We start from the raw sequence: 19556 nt of genomic DNA, 5'->3' as shown, positions 1-19556 counted from the left end.
GCGCACGGAACGTACGGGTTGGTCGACAGTCCGGACAAGGAATCCCCGCTGTGACCGAGATCACGCGGCATTGTGATCTTGTCGATAAATCTCAACCGGGCTGTCAAGGGGTTCTCGGATTCCGTCCCTTTGGATCACTGCGGGCGTTTTGGCTCACCGAGGACACGTGGACGCACGTTTTCGTTGTAGTGACGAATCCCACATCGGGCCGGAGAACTGCCGTTGCCCGCTGTGGTTACCGGCCCGTACCGTGCCGCCCACCTGTGATCTTTCGCCTACTCGGGGCGAGGACCGTCTCGGTGGGGGTTGGGCATGCGCGGCCGACGACAGCGAACGAAACGGGCTACACCACGCGGATCAACACTGGCCCGATCCCTGGTCACCGCCGCGACCCTGCTCGCCCTGGTCGGGGGTGCGGGCCCCGCCCAGGCGGCGGACTGGATCGTCTCGGCACGCGACGCCGACGCGTGGTCGCCGCGCCCGCTGCCCAAGACCCCGTCCGTCAACGGTTCCACCGCCCCGAAGCCCGAGGTCCAGGCGGCTACCGGCGACGGACATGCGACGTGGAAGCCGGGCAAGATCACGTGGCCCGCCGCAGTCGAGGCCGAAGTCACCCCCGGCGCGCCCATCCCCGGTCGGCGCTCCGACTCGGTCCTGGGGCGGCTCGCCGTTCCCACCGAGGGGCGCGCCGGCGAAACCCCGGTGTGGATCACCCGACCCGCCGACACCACACCGGGGCCGGTCCGCGACTCCCGTTCCACGGCCAACGGTTCGGCCCCGGCCCGGGTCAAGGTCGTCGTCGCCGACCGCAAGGCGACCGAGGCCGCCGGCGTCGACGGCGTACTCGTCTCCGTACGCCGCGCCGACGGCCCCACGGACACCGCCACGGTCGACGTCGGCGTGGACTACTCGACCTTCCGCGACGCGTTCGGCGCCGACTGGTCCTCACGCCTGAGGCTGTTCGCCCTCCCCGAATGTGCGCTGACCACGCCCGATCGCGCCGAGTGCCGCGTCCGCACCCCACTCCCGGGCGGTGTCAACGACCCCGCCGGCCACCGCGTCCGGGCCCCGGTCGACCTGCCACAGGCTTCCCCCCAGGCCCGCACGGCGGGCCTGGGCGCAAGCGTCGTGCTGGCCGTGACCGCCGACGACGCGGGCCCCCAGGGCGACTACAAAGCCACCTCGCTTTCCGCGTCCGGATCGTGGATCGCCGGCGCGAACTCCGGTTCCATGAGCTGGAATTACCCGGTTCCCATGCCGGCCGCCCTCGGCGGACCGACACCGAACGTCAACCTGTCGTACGACTCGGGCGCGGTCGACGGCCGGATGGTCTCCACGAACAATCAGGCATCGTGGATCGGCGACGGCTGGGACTACTCTCCAGGATTCGTCGAGCGCTCCTACCAGTCCTGCGGGCGTGACGGTCAGGACGCCAAGTCCACCGAGCCGTGCTGGTCCACGTCCAACAGCCTCGTCCTGTCCCTGAACGGGCGCTCCAACACCCTTGTCCGAGACGACGCCACCGAAAAGTGGCACCTCCAGGGCGACGACGCCTCCCGCATCGAGCAGCTGACCGGCGCGGTCAACGGTGACAACGACGGCGAGCACTGGAAACTCACCACCGGCGACGGCACCCAGTACTACTTCGGTGCGGGCCACAAGCCCGGCACCACCACGGGCGCGGCCACCAACGCGACGTGGACCCGCCCCGTCTTCGGGAACAACGCCGGCGAGCCGTGCAAAAACGCCGCCGGCTTCGACGCGTCGTGGTGTCAGCAGGCGTGGCGCTGGAACCTCGACTACGTGGTCGACGCGCATGGCGGCCTGGTCACCTACACGTACAACGCCGACACCAACCACTACAAGCGCGGCGCGATCCTGGTCGGCTCCGGCACCCTCACTCCCTACACCCGCGGCGGCACCCTCGCCACGATCACCTACGGCTCCAAGACCACCGACACGGGCCGGCCCACCGCCCAGGTCGTCTTCGACACCGCCGAGCGTTGCCTGCCCAAGGACGGCTTCGACTGCGCCCCGGCGAAGATGACCAAGGCCAACGCCGCCAAGTGGCCCGACGTCCCCGTCGACAAGATCTGCGGGGCCACCGGGACGTGCGAGCAGTACGCCCCCACGTTCTGGTCCACCCGCCGCCTGACGAAGATCACCACCCAGCTCCTTCAAGGCACTTCCTACGCCACCGTCGACGAGTTCGCCCTCGACCAGGACCTCCCCGACCCCTCCGACGGGTCGACCGCCACCCTGTGGCTCAAGTCCATCACCCGCACCGCCTACGACGGCACCGCCAAGGTCGTCCTGCCCGCACAGGACTTCACCGGCCAGTTCATGAACAACCGCGTCGACGCCGCCGGCGACTACGCCCCGCCGATGAACCGACGCCGCATCACCACCGTCACCACCGAGACCGGTGGACAGATCAACGTCGTCTACAACGACCCCGACTGCACCCCCGGCAACCTCCAACCCGAGGACACCAACACCCGCGGCTGTTACCCCGCCTACTGGAACTACAACGAGCTGAGCGAACCCGCCAAGCACTGGTTCCACAAGTACTCCGTCGCCGAGATCACCGAACACGACACCACCGGCGCGGCCCCCACCCGATCCACCCGCTACGAGTACCTCGGCGGAGCCGCCTGGCACCGCGACGACTCCGAACTCACCGAGGACAAACTCGCGGGCAAGCCCGAGACCAAGGACCGCCGCACCTGGAACGACTTCCGCGGCTACGCCCAGGTCGTCACCCGCACCGGGGCGTTCCCCGACCCGATCACCCAGTCCGCGAGCTTCTACCTGCGCGGCATGGACGGTGACGTCAAGAAGGACGGCACCAAGCGCGCCGTCACCGTGACCGACTCCACCGGCAGCCAGGTCCGGGACAGCGGTCACCTGCGAGGCTTCGTCTACGAGTCCCAGACGTTCACCGGCGCCGGCGGAAGCATCGTCGCCACCACCCACAACACGCCCTGGGCCGGCCAGGTCACCGGTACCCACAAACGCATGCAAAACGCGGCCGACCCGCGGCAGTTGCCGGATCTGACGTCGCGTCACTCAGGCACGGAGAAGGCCCTCACCCGCAACCTTCTCGCCGACGGCAACTGGCGCCAGACCTCGACCACCACCACGTACGAGCCGACGTACGGGCTGCCCACCGCCGTTTCCGACCAGGCGGACGGCCTGCCCGAGTACTGCACCCGCACCACCTACGGCCACAACACCACCGCGTGGATCATCGGCAAACCCACCGAGATCGACTCCCTGCTCGGCGACTGCACGACGCCCGTCGGCAAGGACACCACCTACGGCCGCACCCGCACCTACTACGACGCCTCGAACACCCTCGGCCAAGTCGGTGGTTCCGGCGACGTCACCCGCACCCAGGCCGTCGTTTCCTACACGGGCGACACCGCGAACTGGGTCGACACCGGCAAGTCCACGTACGACGGCTACGGTCGCCCGATCTCGGCCACCGACGCCGAGAACAAGACCACGACCACCACGTACGAACCGGCGACCGGCACCCTGCCCACCACGGTCGTGACCACCGGGCCCAACGGCTGGACCTCGTCGACCCACTACGCGAGCGCCCGTCATCTCCCGGTCAAGGCGGTCGACGTCAACGGCCTGATCACGGAGCAGCAGTACGACCCCCTCGGTCGGCTCACCGCGGTCTGGCAGCCCGGTCACCCCAAGGCGAGCGCCCCTGCGGACAAGAAGTTCACCTACGAACTCAACAAGAACGCTCCCTCGGTCGTCACCACCAGCACCATGCGCACCGACTCCTCGTACCTGGTGAGCAAGCAGATCCTCAACAGCTTCCTCCAGGAACGCCAGAGCCAGACCAACACGGCCAACGGCAGCACCGGCCGGCTGATCGGCGACACCTACTACGACAGCCTCGGCCGCCCGTCGAAGGCCAACCAGCCCTACTTCAACGACGCGTCCTACCCCGTCAATGCCGTCTGGGTTCCCGTCGAGGCAGAGGTCTTCGGTCAGACCTGGATCGAGTACGACGGCCAAGGCCGCACCACCGCCGAGGTGTTCGCGTCCAAGGGCCACGAACAGTGGCGCACCACCACCACGTACACCGGCGCCGACCAGACCGCCGTCACGCCACCGCCCGGCGGCACCGCGAAACTGACCATCAGCGACGCCCGCGGCAAGCCGAAGGAACTGCGCGAGTACGCCGGCGGCACTCCTGCCGGCCCCGGCTACACGAAGATCGGCTACACCTACGGACCCCGTGAGGAATTGAAGAGCGTCACCGACGCGGGCGGCAACACGTGGACGTACACCTACGACTTCCTCGGCCGCAAGACCCACACCGAGGACCCCGACAAGGGCCCCTCCGACACCCGCTACGACCTCGTGGGCCGGGTCACCGGAACCACCGACGCAGGCGGCCGAAAAATCGAGTACACCTACGACGCGCTCGGCCGCAAGACCGCCTCCTACAAGGACACGGTCACCGACGCGAACCTCCTGAGCGAGTGGACGTACGACCGCTACGCCAAGGGGCGGGTCGACGGCTCCTCCCGCTACGTCGACGGCAAGGGCGGCGCGAAGTACACGAGCGAGATCACCGGCTTCGAACCCGGTACCTACCGTCCCATCGGCACCCGGACCACCGTCCCCGCCGTGGAGGGCAAGCTCGCCGGCGTCTACGAGACCGCCACCGTCTACGAACCCCTCACCGGCAAGCCCGTACGCACCACACTCCCCGCCGCCGGCGGCCTGCCGGCCGAGACCATGAAGACCCAGTACACCCCCGGTGGCCAGATCGGCACGCTGGGCAGCGCCCAGCGGGGCTACCTCAACTCGGCCGACTACGACGCCTTCGGCCGCAACACCCGGGCCACCCTGGGCGCCACGCCCAAGCAGGTCGCCTTCACCAGTTCCTACGACGATGCCACCGGACGCCTCCTGGGCACGTTCTGGGACAAGCAGACCGACGCCACCGAGACCGTGGATGCCACCTCGTACACCTACAAGCCCAGTGGTGACGTCACTGCGATCAAGACGATCCGCGACGGCACCACCACCGACACCCAGTGCTTCGCCTACGACGGCATGCGCCGCCTGACGGAGGCATGGACCGACACCGCCGGGATCACCACGCGGCCCGAGCCCAGCGTCCACGGCATCGGTGGCTGCACCACGCAGAACCCGGCACCGTCCACGGTGGGCGGCCCGGAGGCGTACTGGCAGTCGTTCGAGTACGACGTCGTCGGCAACCGCACCAAACTCGTCGACCACGACCCGACCAACGACCCGACCAAGACCGTCACCACCGAGTACGGCTACCGCCAACGCCCCGGCACCGCCCGCACGCACATCCTGGACACAATCACCACCAGGACGGGTACCGGCACCCCGGTCGTCACGAACCCGACGTACGACGCGTCCGGCAACACCAAGACCCGTCCCGGCCCCGACGCCCGTGAGCAGACCCTGAACTGGGACGCAGAGGACAAGCTCACCAACGTCACCTCCACGACCGGGTCGAGTGACTACGTCTACGACGCCGACGGCAACCGCATCATCCGCCGCGAAGCCGGCAAGACCACCCTCTACCTCGGCACCGACGAACTCACCACCAACACCGACCAGTCCGGGCCGGTCGTCGGTGCCCGCACCTACCCCACCGCCGGCGGCGTCGCCGTCGTCCGCGTGGGCACCCAGACTCCGGTCTACCTGGCGTCCGACCATCACGGCACCGGCACCACCATCATCGACGCCGGTACCCTGACGGCCACTCGTCGCCAGTCCAAGCCCTTCGGCGACGCCCGCGGCGCCCAGCCCACCCAGGCCAACGGCCAATGGCCCACCGACAAGGGCTTCCTCGGCAAGCCCATGGACACCACGGGCCTCACCCACGTCGGAGCACGCGAATACGACCCGTCCCTGGGCCGGTTCATCAGCGTCGACCCGATCATGGACCTGAGCGACGCCCAACAGATGCACGGCTACACCTACAGCAACAACAATCCGACCACGCTGTCCGACCCCACCGGACTCCGTACCGGCCCGAACGAACCGTGCATCGGCACCGCATGCGGGAAACCGACGCCCCCGATCTATTGCGGCAACGTCATGTCGTGCGGTGACAACGGTCAGGGTCAGACGACCACCTCGCCCGTCGCGCCGGGTGGCTCCGAGGGATGCGTCAACTACTGCAAGCCTCCGGGGAAGAACGTCGGGCCGGTCAAGTCGGGGGGCTCCGGCAAGTCCACCAAGGACCCCAGGACTCCCAACAACAACAAGAAGTGGAACTCCAGCAAGACCTGGGTACCCAAGTGGCTCCAAAAGGCGAACGTGACGAAGGCCTACCCCCAGTTCGCGAGCGGCACCGAACTCCTGTGTGCGAGCGGGATGCTCCCGTGGACCTGCGACGCCTTCAGCCGGTATCTCGACAACAACGGCAAGACGCTGAACATGTCGGGCGAGGAGTTGCTGAAGGACCCCGGGTTCGCGAGCGACGTCGAGCTTCAGATGTCCGACTGGGGGACGGAGGCGAGCAACATGTGTGCACAGTCCGGTGCTTCACTGTGTCACGCAAGCATCGAGAGCGATTGGCTGCCCACGAAGTTCACGAGCAACGACGGTGTCCTCGCCATTCGCGCCGCCCAGTATCGGGTGACCGGAACCTATACCGTTGAGCGCGGCGCCAACGGTACTTCCTCCGCGACAGCCCAGTACAAGGTCGAGCTGTACAAGGACTGGAACTTCGACAAGGAAGACTCCGTCGCAGGTGTCTCGCTCAAACCGTTCGCCGAGATGCATGAACACGGCCTGGCCAGGGAGTACGTCCTCACGGCCACCACAGGAAACCTGGAGTATCGAAAGTGAGACGTCGAGTCGCGGTGCGAAGGCCGCTCGGGCGCCCGGGGGCACTGGTCGCGGCGTTGTTGCTCTCCTGCTCCGGTGCCCTGCTCGTGGCGTGCGGGGAGGAACGCTCCGGTGCGTCGGAGTCGAACACGTCCTCCCAGGCGCAAGGGGGTCCGCAACAGTACTCCAAGTGCCGCTCCAAGATCACCCTCGAACAGTTCTACCGGCTCTACGAGATCGCCCCTCCGCAAGGCCCCGAGAACATCAAGTACTGCTCGGTCGACGACGGGGAGGGAAGCACCGGGTACATGGAGGCGAGTATCGCGTCGGAGCACGTCGCGGCCTATATGGACTCGCTGCACATGGAACCGATCAGAACCGGACCGGGAAGATACCGGCCACGAGGTAGCCTCCAGAGCGCCATCTGGCCGCTCCGAACCGGACAGAACTACACCACCAGCGGAAGCGCGATCGACGGCAGGGAGTGCTTGCTCGGGTATCGCGTCTTCGTCGACCGGGTCGGCCCTGAGCGCAGCACCGTGTACACCTCAATTCTCTGCAACGAGGACCAGAAGCTGGCGGGACCGTCGTCGCGGCCGACTGATTCCGCCGACTGATCCGAGGCCGGAGGGGCCGACCCGCTGCGGATGTGGTTGATCGGCCTGCTGCCTGCAGTGACGCCGGTCTCCGGAACTACGTTTCCGGAGACCGGCGTTGTCGTTTCCGCAACGGTGCGAAGGCGCTGCCGGCTCGACAGCCGAACAGGGGGTTTCGGTGTACGACGCGCACCGCCCGCCGGGTCCGGACAGGCGCTCACGTCCCCGCCCCCGTCAGCGTGCGGCCGTGGGCCGTTCCCTCCACCGCGTCCGCATACACCCGCGCGATCTCCGTCGCCGGCGTGCCGGTGGCCGGATCCATGCCCAACTCCGGCAAGGTTTCCCGGATCCACCCGGGGCTCACCGCGTTCAACCGAATCCCGCGCGGCATCTCGATCGCCGCCCCGTGTACGAACGCCTCAAGGCCGGCGTTCACCAGATGGCCGAGCGAACTTCCCGGCATCGGCGCGGCGAAGCGCCCACTCGTGAGCGTCACCGACCCGCCGTCCCGCACCCGGGCGGCCGCTCGTCGTACCAGGTTCACCTGCCCGATCAGTTTCCCGTCGAGACCGCGCCAAAAGTTCGCGTCGTCCGGCGCCTCCAACGGCGTCAAGCCACCGCTCGCCGCCGCGACCACCACCGCGTCCACGGCGCCGACTTGCGCGAACATCGCGTCGATCGAAGCCACGTCCGCCAGGTCCACCCGCACATCGCCCCGCCGCGACGCCCGCACCACCTCGTGGCGCGGTTCCAAGGCGGCGGCCACCGCGCTACCGATGGTCCCCGTCGCCCCGATCACCAAAATCTTCACGCGTGTCCGCTCCACTCGGTCCGGCCCGATCCGATCCGTCAAGCCACCGTCGGCCCGGAACCAGCGTGCGCCGAGCGCCGAGCGCCGGCCGGCCCTCCACCGGATGTACCTGCGCGGTGACTACACCTGCCAGGTACAGGCACGACCCCCACCCATCGGCGAAACTGGCACACATGGACACACAAGCAGAGCTGGGCGACTTCCTGCGGTCGCGGCGCGCGCGCCTGCGACCCGAGGACGCCGGCCTGCCCACGTTCGGTGGCCGCCGCCGCGTACCCGGCCTGCGCCGCGAGGAGTTGGCCCAGCTCGCCGGAGTGAGCGCCGGCTACTACACGCGCCTCGAACAGGGCCAGAGCCCCAACGCGTCCGACTCCGTACTCGACGCCGTCGCCCGCGTACTCCGCCTGGACGACGCCGAGCGCACGCACCTGTACACCCTCGCCCGCCCCAAGCCCATGGGCCGCCGCCGGGCGGCCAGGCCCGAGCAAGTACGGCCGGGCGTACGGACGATGATCGACTCCTTCGGCGACGTACCCGCGCTCGTCATGGGCCGCTTCCTCGACGTGCTCGCCTGGAACCCGATGGCCCACGCCCTGATCGCCGGCCACGTCGACTTCGACGCGCCGAACCGCCCCGCCGACCGCCCCAACATCGCCCGCCTGCTCTTCCTCGACCCGCACACCCGTGAGCTCTACGCCGACTGGCCCGCCAAGGCCCGCGCCACCGTCGCCGACCTGCGCAAGATCGCCGCGCACCACCCCGGCTCCCCCGGCCTGACCGCTCTGATCGGCGAACTCACCCTCGGCAGCCGCGAGTTCACCGAACTCTGGACGTCCCACACGGTCGGCGACTGCGGCTCGTCCACCCGCACCTACCACCACCCGACAGTGGGCACCCTGACCCTCGGCGTCGAGTTCATGACCCTCCCCGACGACGACCAACGCGTAGCCGTCTTCACCCCCGAACCCCACTCCCCCTCCGCCGCCGCCCTCACCCTCCTCGCCACACCCCACCCACCACGCCCGCCGAGCCCCGCCACCCACCCCCGTCCGCCCCGAGCCTGCTACCCGGATCGGCCTGCCGAGCGGTGCGGGAACACCGGGTGAACGATCCACTTGCCGCTTGTCACGGCTCCTGACTTTCCCCCAAGGTCGGACCTGCGCAAGCTTCGATGTGGTTGGGCGACAGGGGACACGGCCACGGGCGGACATGCCTCCCGACGCCGTCCACGTCGGGGGCGCAGTGGCGATCCGGGTTCGGCTGGGCTTGATCGGCGTCGTGTCGACGGCGCTGTTGGCGAGCCTGCTTTCGTCCTGGCCCGGCTCGACCGAGGCCACCGCCGCCGCCGCGGACACGTCGTCATGTACAGGCCTCGTTACACACAATCCTTACCAAGGGAGCTCGATGGCAAGGTCGGTTGCGGACGTTGGGGTCATGTGTGCTGCCTGATCGACACGAACCCCCGTCGAGGGCGCAGGTGGAGGAGCAGTGGCGAGGGATCATCGACGGATCCGTTTCGCGAGAAAGTGCGCATGACTGGGCCGCTCGATGGGTTGAGGCGGAAGACTTCGATCCAGCGGACAAAAGGATCACCACGGGGCTCGACTACTTGCACGGGTTCGACCTGGTGGTGCTCGAGCACGGCGGCTGGGTCCATTCCGCCTCCGGTTCGACGGGGGTCTTGGTCAAGGGGCGCGACGAGGTCGCGGCAGATCTGGAGCATTGGCTGCGTGAAAATGTGCTGTACGACGAGGACCCCGTCGAATTCTTGGCCCGGAAACGGGCGCGAGCTTTGGAATTCATGAAGAGGGAAGAGTGAGCTGAAGGCAAAGCCGCTGACCCCGACGCCTGGCTGGTCGGGGACCATACCGGCCGAACGCCGGGCCGGAGCGAGGACTTCACCCGACTGTTCGGCACGGTACGTGCGCTGCCGGCCCTCTGACGCTCCCCGACCGACCTGCCCGAAAGGGCCCGAGGCAGGGGGGCTCTGACAGTGCCTGGATCACCAGGGTCTCCCGGATGTCCACAACGCCTGTCAACCTGGTCGAGTCGCAAGCGCCGACCACATTCCATGGGCACGCACTGCCGCTGCTTTACCCGTATCGGTTCCATTTGGCTGCCCGGAATGTGCGACCGTGTCGGCGCCTTCTTCCGCGACGGAAAGGCGAGGAGATCAATGACGGACAACCAATTCACCACTCACACGGAACTTTTCGATCTGAGTGGGAAGTACGCCCTTGTCACCGGCGGCACCAGTGGCATCGGGATGATGATTGCGCGCGGCCTTCTCCAGGCGGGCGCCCGCGTCGTCGTCAGCTCACGCAACGCGGACAGGTGCACAGAGGCACAGCGCATTCTGTCCGAATTCGGCGACGTTCAGGCAATTCCCGCCGACCTGTCCAGGCACGACGAGTGTCGGCGCCTCGCCGATCTTGTCACGGTCGACTCGGAACGCCTGGACATCCTTGTCAACAACGCGGGTGCGATGTGGCGCGAGCCGTTGGAGACGTTCCCGGACGAGGCCTGGGACACAGTGCTCGACCTCAATCTCAAGTCGCCGTTCTGGCTGGTGCAGGCGCTGCTCCCCGCCCTTCGCAGGGCGGGTACCGCCGATGATCCCGCGCGGATCATCAACATCGGCAGTATCGCCGCCATCCACGTCGCCGAGTCGCCCAACTACTCGTACGCGAGCAGCAAAGCGGCGCTTCATCAACTCACCAGGGTGCTTGCCCGAGAGTTGGGCCCACAGCACGTCACGGTGAACGCGGTGGCACCGGGAGTGTTCCCGTCGCGGATGATGGCGTCCGCGCTCGATGCCATCGGCGACACGATCGCGGCGGCGACCCCCCTGCGCCGACTCGGCCGCGACGACGACATGGCGGGTGTCGCCGTGTTTCTCGCCGGCCGGGCCGGCTCCTACCTCACGGGCGCCGTCATCCCGGTAGACGGCGGCACCGCGACGACCGCGTCGGGTACTCCTTAGGCTGCGGGGCGGCGTCTCGTCCGGACGTTCGGTTCCGGGAAGCCTTCCCCGGGCACCCGCTCCGACGACCCGCGAGCGCCGCCGAGACGCAGCCCACTCCCGAGCCGTGACGTGCCTCGCCCGCGGCGTCAGCCCGCCGAACCGCGGGCCATCGCCGCTGCCTCCACCGCGCACGCGAGCACCGACCGGCTCCGCTCCCACGGCACCGGGGACGGCGCGCCGCCCGCCATCGCCAGGATCGCGCGCATCGTCCCGCGATAGCCCAGGGCGTCGAGCCAGTCGGTGCCGCCCAGGCGCAGCGTCTCGACGGCGTCCTCGGTCTGGACCGCGACCTCGTACACCTCGTCGCCGCCCGCGCCCGACACCTCGATCGTGCCGAGCCGGCCGTCGGGCCACCCGAGCAGTACCGCGCCCTGGTCCTCCGACCGGGTCGCCGTGTGCACCAAGGCCGAGCGGCGCGCGGTCACCACGCGCGCGCCCGGGCCCGCCACCGCGTCCAGGAGTTCGGCGCCGTGCAGGCCGAGCGAGATCAGCGTGCCGCCGCCCTCGGCCGGGTCGTCCTGCCAACTGCGTTCGGGCGTCAGGAATCCCGCGATGTCGTGCCGGACCAGTGCCCGCGCGCCCAACACCCGCCGCCCGGCCGTACGCGCCGCCAACTCCACCACCGCGGGCGCGAAACGCAGCACCGACGTGGTCAGGAACCGCTCCTCGTGGCCGACCACCACGCGATCCAACGCGGCCAGCGCGTCGGCCGAAGCGGCGGCCGGCTTGTTGACGAAACACGGCAGGCCCGCCCGCAACACGCCTGCCACGGTGTCGGGGATCAGGCCGGGCCGCGTGGTCACCACGACTGCGGCCGGGCCGCGAGCGAGCAACTCGGGCAACGACCCCACCACTTCGCACGCCGGATACCGCTCCCGGAAGGCGGCGAGCCGATCCGGCTCCCCACCGCCCCATACGTCGATGCTGTGCACACCCATTTCCCGAGCCACCCCGGCATCGATGAACGGGTGACTGTGGGCGAGTCCGGCAAAGGCGAGGCGCATGGCGTCGACCCTAGAAGACGGCGCTCGTCGCACCTGAACCCGGGATCGTGGCCCGCCCTCAGCCATCCACCGCCTACCGCCTACCGCTCGCCGTCAGTCGTGGTCACCTGTCGTGCTCCGCGACGGGCCCCGCAGCAGCGTGCGCAGGATGTCGTCCAGGTGTGTGCGTTGGTCGGGCGTGAGGCCGGCGAGGACTCGGGTCTGGTTGGCCGTGTGGTCGGTGACGGCGGCGTCGATGGTTTCGCGGCCGAGGTCGGTGAGCGCCACCAGGAAGCTGCGCCGGTCCGCCGGGTCGAGCCGGCGGGCCACCAGACCGGCCGCCTCCAGGCGGTCGATGCGGTTGGTCATCCCCGCGCGCGACAGCATGAGCGACTCGGCCAGCACGGACGGGATCAGCGTGAACGGCGGTCCGGAGCGGCGCAGCGTGGCCAGTACGTCGAACTCGCCGCGCTGGAGGCCGTGTCGAACGAAGACTTCCTCGATCGCGCGGCGCGTGTGCTCGTGGACGCGGCCGAAGCGGCCGAGCAGGCCCATCGCGTCGACATCGAGGTCGGGCCGCTCGCGCTGCCATTGGGCGAGGATCGCGTCCACTTCGTCGGGCGCCGGTTCGGGCGCTTGTTCATCGGGGGCATGGGGCTCGGTTTCATCGCGGGCGTGCGGATCGGTCATGGGTGCACGCTATTCGACGCAAGATAGTTCGACGTCGTACTATCGGACGACGGACTACATCCGTCGACCATCATCCGTCACCCGTGGCAGGGAGCGCCCCCCGTGAAGCACTTCGTCACCCCCGAGGACACCGCGTGGTCCGAGCAGCTCGCCGAGAACACCGGCTCCGACGCGATGCCGTTCGCCCCGGCCGTCGTCACCCGGGGCCGTACCGTGTGGCTGTCCGGCGCGACCGCGTACCCGCTCGTCCACGCCCACCCACACGACGAGGCCGAACTCCGCGTCCCCGCGGGCATCGCCGAGCAGACGCGCGCCTGCCTGGACAACCTGGCCGTGGCCCTGCGGGCGGCCGGCGGCACGACGCGGGACATCGTGAAGGTGACCATCTTCAACACCGACATGGACGCCCAGGACGAGGTGAACGAGGTCTATGCCGAGTTCTTCGGTACGCATCGGCCGGCGCGCAGCCACGTCGGCGTGCATCGCCTGGTCGGCCCCGAGTTGAAGATCGAGATCGAGGCCGTCGCGGTCCTCGACGACGAGGCCGCGTAGTCCCGGCGCCGGCACGACGCGCCGATTCGATCGTGTGAGCGAGCAACGAAGGGGTATCGGCTTGAGGCGGGGGTGATCATCCGCCTTCTGGAGAAGGATGCCGTCATGTTCCTTCTGGGATTGCTGCTCGCCGCGTGTGCCGCGGCGTTCGCAGCCCTGCTGATCGCCTACAACACGTCGGGTGGTCCCGAATACACCGTGACCATGTTCGACAACGACATGGTCACGCTCAACTCGCTCGCGATCTTCTGTGCCGGTCTCGCATTGGGGCTGATCTTCAGTCTCGGCATGCTCATGATGGGCGGTAAGGCCCGGATGAGCCGGTCCCGGCGCAACCGCGACCGGCGCGCCGTCGACTCCGCGGCCCTCGAACGCGAGAACGCCGAAGCCCGTGAGGCGGCGGCCCGTGCCCGAGAGCGCGCCGCCAATGCCGAGGCGCGCGCCGACCACCTGCAACACGAACCGGGCGGCGACACCACCTGGAGCTCGGACCCCGCGACCCAACCTCAGACCCCGGCCGAACCGGGCGGATCCCACACCACCCGCTGGAACGAGAAGTAACCGCCCCACCACGCGATCGATCCACCCCCGCCCCACACACCCGACGGCCCCCGAGCGCCCACGCGCCGGGGGCCGTCGCATGCGCTCGGGCAGTTCGGGTGCTACGGCGAGTACGGGCAAAGCTCGACGATCGTGTCGCGTCTGAGTATCTACTTGCGACACTCATGTTGCATGTTCTACTTTAGAGGCGTCGGAGACGATGCACTGACCTAGACGCACAGCGCGAACGACACGGAGGGTTTTCCCATGGACCTGCACCTGACCGGCAAGACCGCAGTTGTAACCGGCGCGAGTCGCGGTATCGGACTTGCGGTCGTCGAAGCGCTGACCGCCGAGGGCGTTCGGGTCGTGGCCGGGGCCAGGACCGTCACGCCGGAGCTCAAGCGGACGGGCGCGACGGCCGTGTCCGTCGACCTGTCGGAGGCCGATGGGCCGGCCCGGCTGATCGAGCGGGCCTGCGCCGAGTTGGGCGGCGACATCGACGTGCTCGTCAACAACGTCGGCGGGGGTGATGCCGGCGGCGACGGCGCGAGTCAGACCTCGGGCTTCCTCGCCTTCACCGATCGGCAGTGGGCGCAGGCAATCGATCTGAACTTCCTCGCGGCCGTCCGCACCACTCGCGCGGCGCTCCCCCACCTGATCCGCACGCGCGGCGCGATCGTGAACGTCTCCTCCAACGGTGCGCGGATGCCACACGCGGGGCCGACCCCGTACACCACCGCCAAAGCCGCCCTGACCGCGCTCGGCAAGGCCCTGGCCGAGGAGTTCGGGCCGCACGGCGTCCGCGTCAACACCGTCTCCCCCGGCCCGGTCCGTACCGCGATGTGGGAGGCCCCCGACGGCTACGGCGCGGAACTGGCCAAGGCCATGGGTCTGGAACAGGAGCAACTGCTCGCCGCACTCCCCGCGACGATGGGCATGACCACCGGCCGCTTCGTCGAACCGGCCGAGGTCGCCGCGCTGGTGACCTACCTGGCCTCACCGCTCGCCGGGAGCACCACGGGAGCGGATCACGTCGTCGACGGTGGGTCGATCAAGACCACGTGAGCACGCCGGGCCCGTCGGGGCCGAATCCCGGTCGTCACCCGGCGGCCCGGCCGTATCGACGCGCGGGCCCGGGTCACGCACCGCGAAAGCGCGTGACCGGGGCCCACGACCTCGAACCTCGGGTCAGTTCACCGAGTGCGGGTAGGTGGCCGAACGGCCCTGGAACGACAGGATCTTCGGGTTCTGGATCACGCCGTCGCGAATCTCGATCGCCTTGCGGATCGTGGTGTCCCCGTCCCACGCGACCGGCCCGTCCAGCACGGTGCCGAGGTACGGGATCAGCGCCTCGCTGATCTCCCACGTCGCCGAGTCCCACAGGTAGGACGGGCTGTGGTCGACGGCGTAATAGTGGCAGTTGTCGCCCACCGTGAACATCGGTGCCTCGAACGTGGTCGGCCGGGCCCACTCGAAGCCCATGCCGTCGTCGCACGAGACGTCGATGAAGAAGGACCCGGGGCGATACTCGGGCAGGTCGCGCTCCATCACGAACGTCAAGGGTGCGTCAGTGTCCTGGCGGATGCAGTTCACCACGATGTCGAAGCCGGCAAGGTAGGAACCGAGCGGCACCGGACCCTTGCGGGTCAACGCGTCCAGGCGCGTGGGGTCGTCGTCACCGAACTGGAAGTGCCCCATCACCACCGACGGCATCGGGGATGCCACGGCCACCGCGTCCCGCTGGGTCAGCACCGTGACGTCCGAGACGCCCATCGCTTCAAGTGCTATCACCGCGCCGCGGGCGGTCGCGCCGAAGCTGATCACCACCGCCCGCATGCGGCGACCGTAGCTTCCGGTCACACCACCGAGCGCGAGCGCCTGGAGCACCGAGCAGTAGCCGGCCAGTTCGTTGTTCTTGTGGAAGACGTGAACGCTGAACGCGCCCGCGGACGTCCAGTGGTTCATCCCCTCCCACGCGATCATGGTCAGCTTCCGATCGATACCCAACTGGGTCATGACCGGATCCTGGACACAGTGCGGCCAGCCCCAGAGCACCTGTCCCTCGCGCATCGACTCGACGTCCTCGTGCGTGGGCTTGGGGAGCAGGACGACGTCGCTCTCCGCGAACAAGCGTTTACGCGGGAGCAGACCGGCGACATGTTTACCCAGGTCTGCGTCCGAGACGCCGAAGGACTCGCCGTAGCCCTCCTCCAGGAAGAGGTGCTTCCGAACCTCCGCGTCGATCCGGTCCATGTGCAGCGGATGGACCGGCAAGCGGCGTTCGTTCTCCTTGAGCGAGGTGCCGAGAATGCCGAGATTCATACGGTTCCTGCGAATCATGAGAATCCTTAGGTAGGCCCCAAGTATCCGCCCTCACGAGTCCTCGCCGTACCATCTTGCACCCGAAATGTCCGTATGATCATCCGTCGGGCGTACCGTCACACACCTGCCCGACAAGCCGAACCGCCGTCTCTGTATGCCGCTTCCCACGACCGCCTGTCGGACCGCCCGTCGGTCCGCCTGTCGGACCGCCTGTCCGTCCGCCTCTCGGTTCGGCCGTCGGTCCGCCTGTCGGTTCGGCCGTCGGTTCGGCAGCGTCCCGGCCGGCGGCGGGAGCAGGCCGGCCGCCTCATCGTGTATCGGTGAGGACCAGCGCGGCGGCCTTGTGGGGATCGCCGCCCGCCCGGGTGAGCAAGGGCTCGACGAACCATGTCTGCGGCTCGCCCTCGATGGTCAGTTCGAGGATCAGGCCCGGGTCGAAGCGGTGGCCGCTGAGGGTGGCCCGGGCGTCGGGCAGTTCCTGGTGGACGGCTTCGAGGAGGGTGGCGGCGCAGGCGTCGCGGTGGGCCCGGGTGGCCGGATCGCACTCGGCCAACGCGGCGGCCACGTCCGGGGATTGTGCGTCGTGCCTGGTCAGGTGCGGTACCAGGGCCGGGTCGCCGAGGATTTGAGCGGCCTGGAAGTTCAGCGGGTCCGCTCCGTCCTCGGCGTCCAGGAGGGCGGCGAGAAGGTCGACGGCGCGGGGGTCGTGCCGGCGGGCCAAGCCGCGGACGCCCTCGGCGTGTGCCTCGGCGAAGTCGTCGCCGACGCGGTCCCACAGCGTGACCCGGATCTCGGCCGTGTCCACCTCCAGCATCGAACCGAGCGCGAACGTCGCCCAGTTGCGGACTTCCGGTTCCGCGTCACGGGTCAGTCGCATCAGCGCGCGCACTCCGGGGCCGTTCGGGTCGCCGGTCGCCACCCACGACAACTCCCCGGCCACCTGCTGCCTGAGGTCGGAATCCGCGTCGTCCGCCCAGCCCACCAGCAACGGCTCCGCGCGCGCGTCCCGGGTCGACCCCAGTGCGCCGGCGAGGTGCCAACGCACGTCGACAGCCGGTTCCGACACCAGCCGCAATACCGCGCCCGACTTCGCGCCCCCCGCCGCGCCCGAACGCGACCCCGAGCCCGACCCCGAGCCCGAGCGCGATCCGGATCCCGCCGTCGCCTCGGACTCCGACGCCGCGCACGCCAGCAACGCGGTCGCCGCTTCCTCCCAGTACAGGTCGTCCAAGTCGCAGACCAGACCCAGCAGATCGCACCCGGTCGCTCGTACCACGGCCTCGCCGGAGCCGAGCATCGCCACACCTATCCCGAGTGCCACCGCCCCCTCCGCCGCGGCCTTTCCGAGTAGTTCTCGCACCACTTCGTACTCGTCGGCACCCGTCGCCGTCCGCGCCGCCTCGACGGCCCGCTCGACCCACGCGCCCACATCCTCGGTTTCCATCCCCGCATCCTCACGTACGACCACGCCGGTGCCCAGCCGACCGGGTCGACTCGTGGCCCCTTGACGGCCTCCGCGTCCGCTCACGCCGACGCGATCCGACCCCGCGCCCGCGCCCACTCGGGTGACGCGGCGCGGACGCGCGCCCGTTCGGGTAACCGGGTGCGGACTCGGGCCCGCTCGTGTAGGGCGGCGTCTCGTGGGTACCACTGATCGCTCCGGGTCGGTTGGGGCCCGGCCCGGTCTGTCGGCGAGGGGTCGCAGCATGCCCGTACCGAGCGATCCCGGCGTCGAGGGCGCCGGGGATGAGGTCGACGTCGAGTTGCGGGTCAACGGTGAGGCTCGGCAACTGCGGGTGGAGCCGCGGGTCACCCTGCTCGACGCGTTGCGCGAGCGGCTGGGGCTGACCGGGCCGAAGAAGGGCTGCGATCTCGGGCAGTGCGGGGCCTGCACCGTGCTCGTGGACGGGCGGCGGATCACGTCGTGCCTGACCTTCGCCGTCATGCACGACGGGCGGACCGTCACCACGATCGAGGGCCTGTCCGGGGGCGCGGACACGCCACTGCACCCCGTTCAGCGCGCGTTCGTGGATCACGACGCGTTCCAGTGCGGGTTTTGTACCCCGGGCCAGATCATGTCGGCGGTCGCGCTGCTCGACGAGGGCCACACGGGTGACGACGACGAGATCCGTGAGTGGATGAGCGGCAACCTGTGTCGCTGCGCGGCGTATCCGAACATCGTCGACGCGATCAGAGTCTGCGCGAACGAAGGCCGTGCGAACGAAGGCCGTGCGAACGACAGCCGTCCGAGCGAAGGCCCCGCCAACGAAAGCCGCTCGAACGACGGCCGCTCGAACGAGAGCCGTGCGGCGAGCCAAGGACGTGCGAGCGAAACCGCGACAGGACGGTAGAGACGGCGATGCGACCCTTCAGGTACACCCGACCCGAGCAGTCCGCCCCCGCGTGGGCCGACCTGTCCCCCGACACGATGTACATCGCCGGCGGCACCAACCTCGTCGACCTGATGAAGTGCGGTGTCGCCACACCCGCCCACCTCGTCGACATCGGCCGGCTCCCGCTCGCCGACGTCGAGGTGGACGGCGACGTGTTGCGCGTCGGCGCGCTCGTGCCCAACAGCGACCTGGCCGCGCACCCCGTCGTCCGCGAGCGGTTGCCGGTGCTGTCGCAGGCGCTCCTCGCCGGCGCGTCGCCGCAACTGCGCAACCTGGCGACACTCGGCGGCAACCTGATGCAGCGCACCCGGTGCGGCTACTTCCGCGACCCGGCGATGCCGTGCAACAAGCGCGAACCCGGCACCGGATGCGCGGCGCTGGACGGTGACCATCGCGGCCACGCGGTTCTGGGTACGAGCGAACTGTGCATCGCGACGCACCCGTCCGACCTCGCGGTGGCGCTCGTCGCACTGGAGGCGCGGGTGTTCGTCGACGGCCCGCACGGGCGCAAGGTGATCGCCGCGGACATGTTCCATCTTCCTCCCGGCCCGCATCCGGACCGGGAAACCCCGCTGCTGAGCGGCGAGTTGATCACCGCCGTCGAGGTCCCGATGAAGGCGGTCGGCGCCCGCTCGCACTACCTCAAGGTGCGCGAACGCGCGTCCTACGCGTTCGCGATGTGCTCGGCGGCGGTGGCCTTGGACGTACAGGACGGGACGGTACGCGACGCCCGGGTGGCCCTGGGCGGCGTCGCGACCACACCGTGGCGCTCGCGCGCGGCCGAGCACGTGTTGA

The 19556-nt window shown here is 69.3% G+C and carries 14 protein-coding genes and 1 pseudogene; 10 read left to right on the top strand and 5 right to left on the bottom strand.

Annotation, left to right across the window (positions count from 1 at the left end):
* Positions 1–312: 312 nt before the first annotated feature.
* Complete coding sequence (locus tag GT354_RS03700; protein WP_161354715.1) at positions 313–6867, top strand: RHS repeat-associated core domain-containing protein; 6555 nt, start codon at positions 313–315, stop codon at positions 6865–6867.
* Between the two features lie 14 nt (positions 6868–6881).
* Positions 6882–7463, top strand: coding sequence for a hypothetical protein (locus GT354_RS03695; RefSeq protein ID WP_161354714.1), 582 nt, complete (start codon positions 6882–6884; stop codon positions 7461–7463).
* Positions 7464–7659: 196 nt separating this feature from the next.
* On the opposite strand, the gene GT354_RS03690 is transcribed toward GT354_RS03695, so the two are convergent.
* Positions 7660–8253, bottom strand: a complete 594-nt coding sequence (locus GT354_RS03690; protein WP_161354713.1) for a short chain dehydrogenase — start codon at positions 8251–8253, stop codon at positions 7660–7662.
* Positions 8254–8426: 173 nt separating this feature from the next.
* Here GT354_RS03690 and GT354_RS03685 point away from each other — a divergent pair, with 173 nt between their 5' ends.
* The 3 genes from GT354_RS03685 (at position 8427) to GT354_RS03675 (ending at position 11236) form a co-directional block, all read left to right on the top strand.
* Complete coding sequence (locus GT354_RS03685; RefSeq protein ID WP_161354712.1) at positions 8427–9359, top strand: helix-turn-helix transcriptional regulator; 933 nt, start codon at positions 8427–8429, stop codon at positions 9357–9359.
* Between the two features lie 371 nt (positions 9360–9730).
* On the top strand, positions 9731–10072 hold the full coding sequence (locus GT354_RS03680) for a hypothetical protein (RefSeq protein ID WP_161354711.1): 342 nt from the start codon (positions 9731–9733) through the stop codon (positions 10070–10072).
* Between the two features lie 357 nt (positions 10073–10429).
* A complete protein-coding gene (locus GT354_RS03675) occupies positions 10430–11236 on the top strand; it encodes an SDR family oxidoreductase (RefSeq protein WP_161354710.1) in 807 nt (268 codons plus the stop codon).
* 128 nt (positions 11237–11364) lie between these two features.
* On the opposite strand, the gene GT354_RS03670 is transcribed toward GT354_RS03675, so the two are convergent.
* Together GT354_RS03670 and GT354_RS03665 are read right to left on the bottom strand one after the other, a co-directional pair.
* Entirely contained in the window at positions 11365–12282 is a 918-nt protein-coding gene (locus GT354_RS03670) for a Gfo/Idh/MocA family oxidoreductase (RefSeq protein WP_161354709.1), read from the bottom strand.
* 93 nt (positions 12283–12375) lie between these two features.
* Complete coding sequence (locus tag GT354_RS03665) at positions 12376–12951, bottom strand: MarR family transcriptional regulator (RefSeq protein ID WP_161354708.1); 576 nt, start codon at positions 12949–12951, stop codon at positions 12376–12378.
* 102 nt (positions 12952–13053) lie between these two features.
* Here GT354_RS03665 and GT354_RS03660 point away from each other — a divergent pair, with 102 nt between their 5' ends.
* From GT354_RS03660 to GT354_RS03650, 3 genes are all read left to right on the top strand, one after another.
* Entirely contained in the window at positions 13054–13503 is a 450-nt protein-coding gene (locus GT354_RS03660) for a RidA family protein (RefSeq protein ID WP_161354707.1), read from the top strand.
* Between the two features lie 105 nt (positions 13504–13608).
* Positions 13609–14064: a hypothetical protein gene (locus GT354_RS03655; protein WP_161354706.1), complete on the top strand. Its 456-nt coding sequence runs from the start codon at positions 13609–13611 to the stop codon at positions 14062–14064.
* Positions 14065–14310: 246 nt separating this feature from the next.
* Positions 14311–15111 (top strand): SDR family oxidoreductase, encoded by an 801-nt coding sequence (locus tag GT354_RS03650; protein WP_161354705.1) that lies wholly within the window; start codon positions 14311–14313, stop codon positions 15109–15111.
* Positions 15112–15234: 123 nt separating this feature from the next.
* Here the strand turns inward: GT354_RS03650 and GT354_RS03645 are convergent, their stop codons facing one another.
* Positions 15235–16368 carry a N(5)-(carboxyethyl)ornithine synthase gene (locus GT354_RS03645; RefSeq protein WP_161354704.1) on the bottom strand — a complete coding sequence of 378 codons (1134 nt, stop codon included), beginning with the start codon at positions 16366–16368 and terminating at the stop codon, positions 15235–15237.
* 307 nt (positions 16369–16675) lie between these two features.
* Positions 16676–17812 carry a HEAT repeat domain-containing protein gene (locus GT354_RS03640; RefSeq protein ID WP_161354703.1) on the bottom strand — a complete coding sequence of 379 codons (1137 nt, stop codon included), beginning with the start codon at positions 17810–17812 and terminating at the stop codon, positions 16676–16678.
* Positions 17813–18074: 262 nt separating this feature from the next.
* Between GT354_RS03640 and GT354_RS03635 the strand changes: the two are divergent.
* A pseudogene (locus tag GT354_RS03635) lies at positions 18075–18563 on the top strand ((2Fe-2S)-binding protein); the annotation flags it as partial.
* Between the two features lie 164 nt (positions 18564–18727).
* Positions 18728–19556 (top strand): xanthine dehydrogenase family protein subunit M (locus GT354_RS03630; protein WP_161354701.1); only part of this gene is annotated, 829 nt, incomplete at its 3' end.

This window comes from Streptomyces sp. SID3343 (genome assembly GCF_009865215.1).
Classification (GTDB): Bacteria; Actinomycetota; Actinomycetes; order Streptomycetales; family Streptomycetaceae; genus Embleya.
The sequence above is the reverse complement of the archived record's forward strand: the minus strand, read 5'-3'. Positions and strand labels throughout refer to the sequence as shown.

Excerpts from the sequence above, each read along its gene's own strand:
- GT354_RS03645 (WP_161354704.1), bottom strand. The coding sequence starts at position 16,368 with ATGAATCTCGGCATTCTCGGCACCTCGCTCAAGGAGAACGAACGCCGC.
- GT354_RS03670 (WP_161354709.1), bottom strand. The coding sequence starts at position 12,282 with ATGCGCCTCGCCTTTGCCGGACTCGCCCACAGTCACCCGTTCATCGAT.
- GT354_RS03655 (WP_161354706.1), top strand. The coding sequence starts at position 13,609 with ATGTTCCTTCTGGGATTGCTGCTCGCCGCGTGTGCCGCGGCGTTCGCA.
- GT354_RS03665 (WP_161354708.1), bottom strand. The coding sequence starts at position 12,951 with ATGACCGATCCGCACGCCCGCGATGAAACCGAGCCCCATGCCCCCGAT.
- GT354_RS03640 (WP_161354703.1), bottom strand. The coding sequence starts at position 17,812 with ATGGAAACCGAGGATGTGGGCGCGTGGGTCGAGCGGGCCGTCGAGGCG.
- GT354_RS03650 (WP_161354705.1), top strand. The coding sequence starts at position 14,311 with ATGGACCTGCACCTGACCGGCAAGACCGCAGTTGTAACCGGCGCGAGT.
- GT354_RS03700 (WP_161354715.1), top strand. The coding sequence starts at position 313 with ATGCGCGGCCGACGACAGCGAACGAAACGGGCTACACCACGCGGATCA.
- GT354_RS03685 (WP_161354712.1), top strand. The coding sequence starts at position 8,427 with ATGGACACACAAGCAGAGCTGGGCGACTTCCTGCGGTCGCGGCGCGCG.
- GT354_RS03675 (WP_161354710.1), top strand. The coding sequence starts at position 10,430 with ATGACGGACAACCAATTCACCACTCACACGGAACTTTTCGATCTGAGT.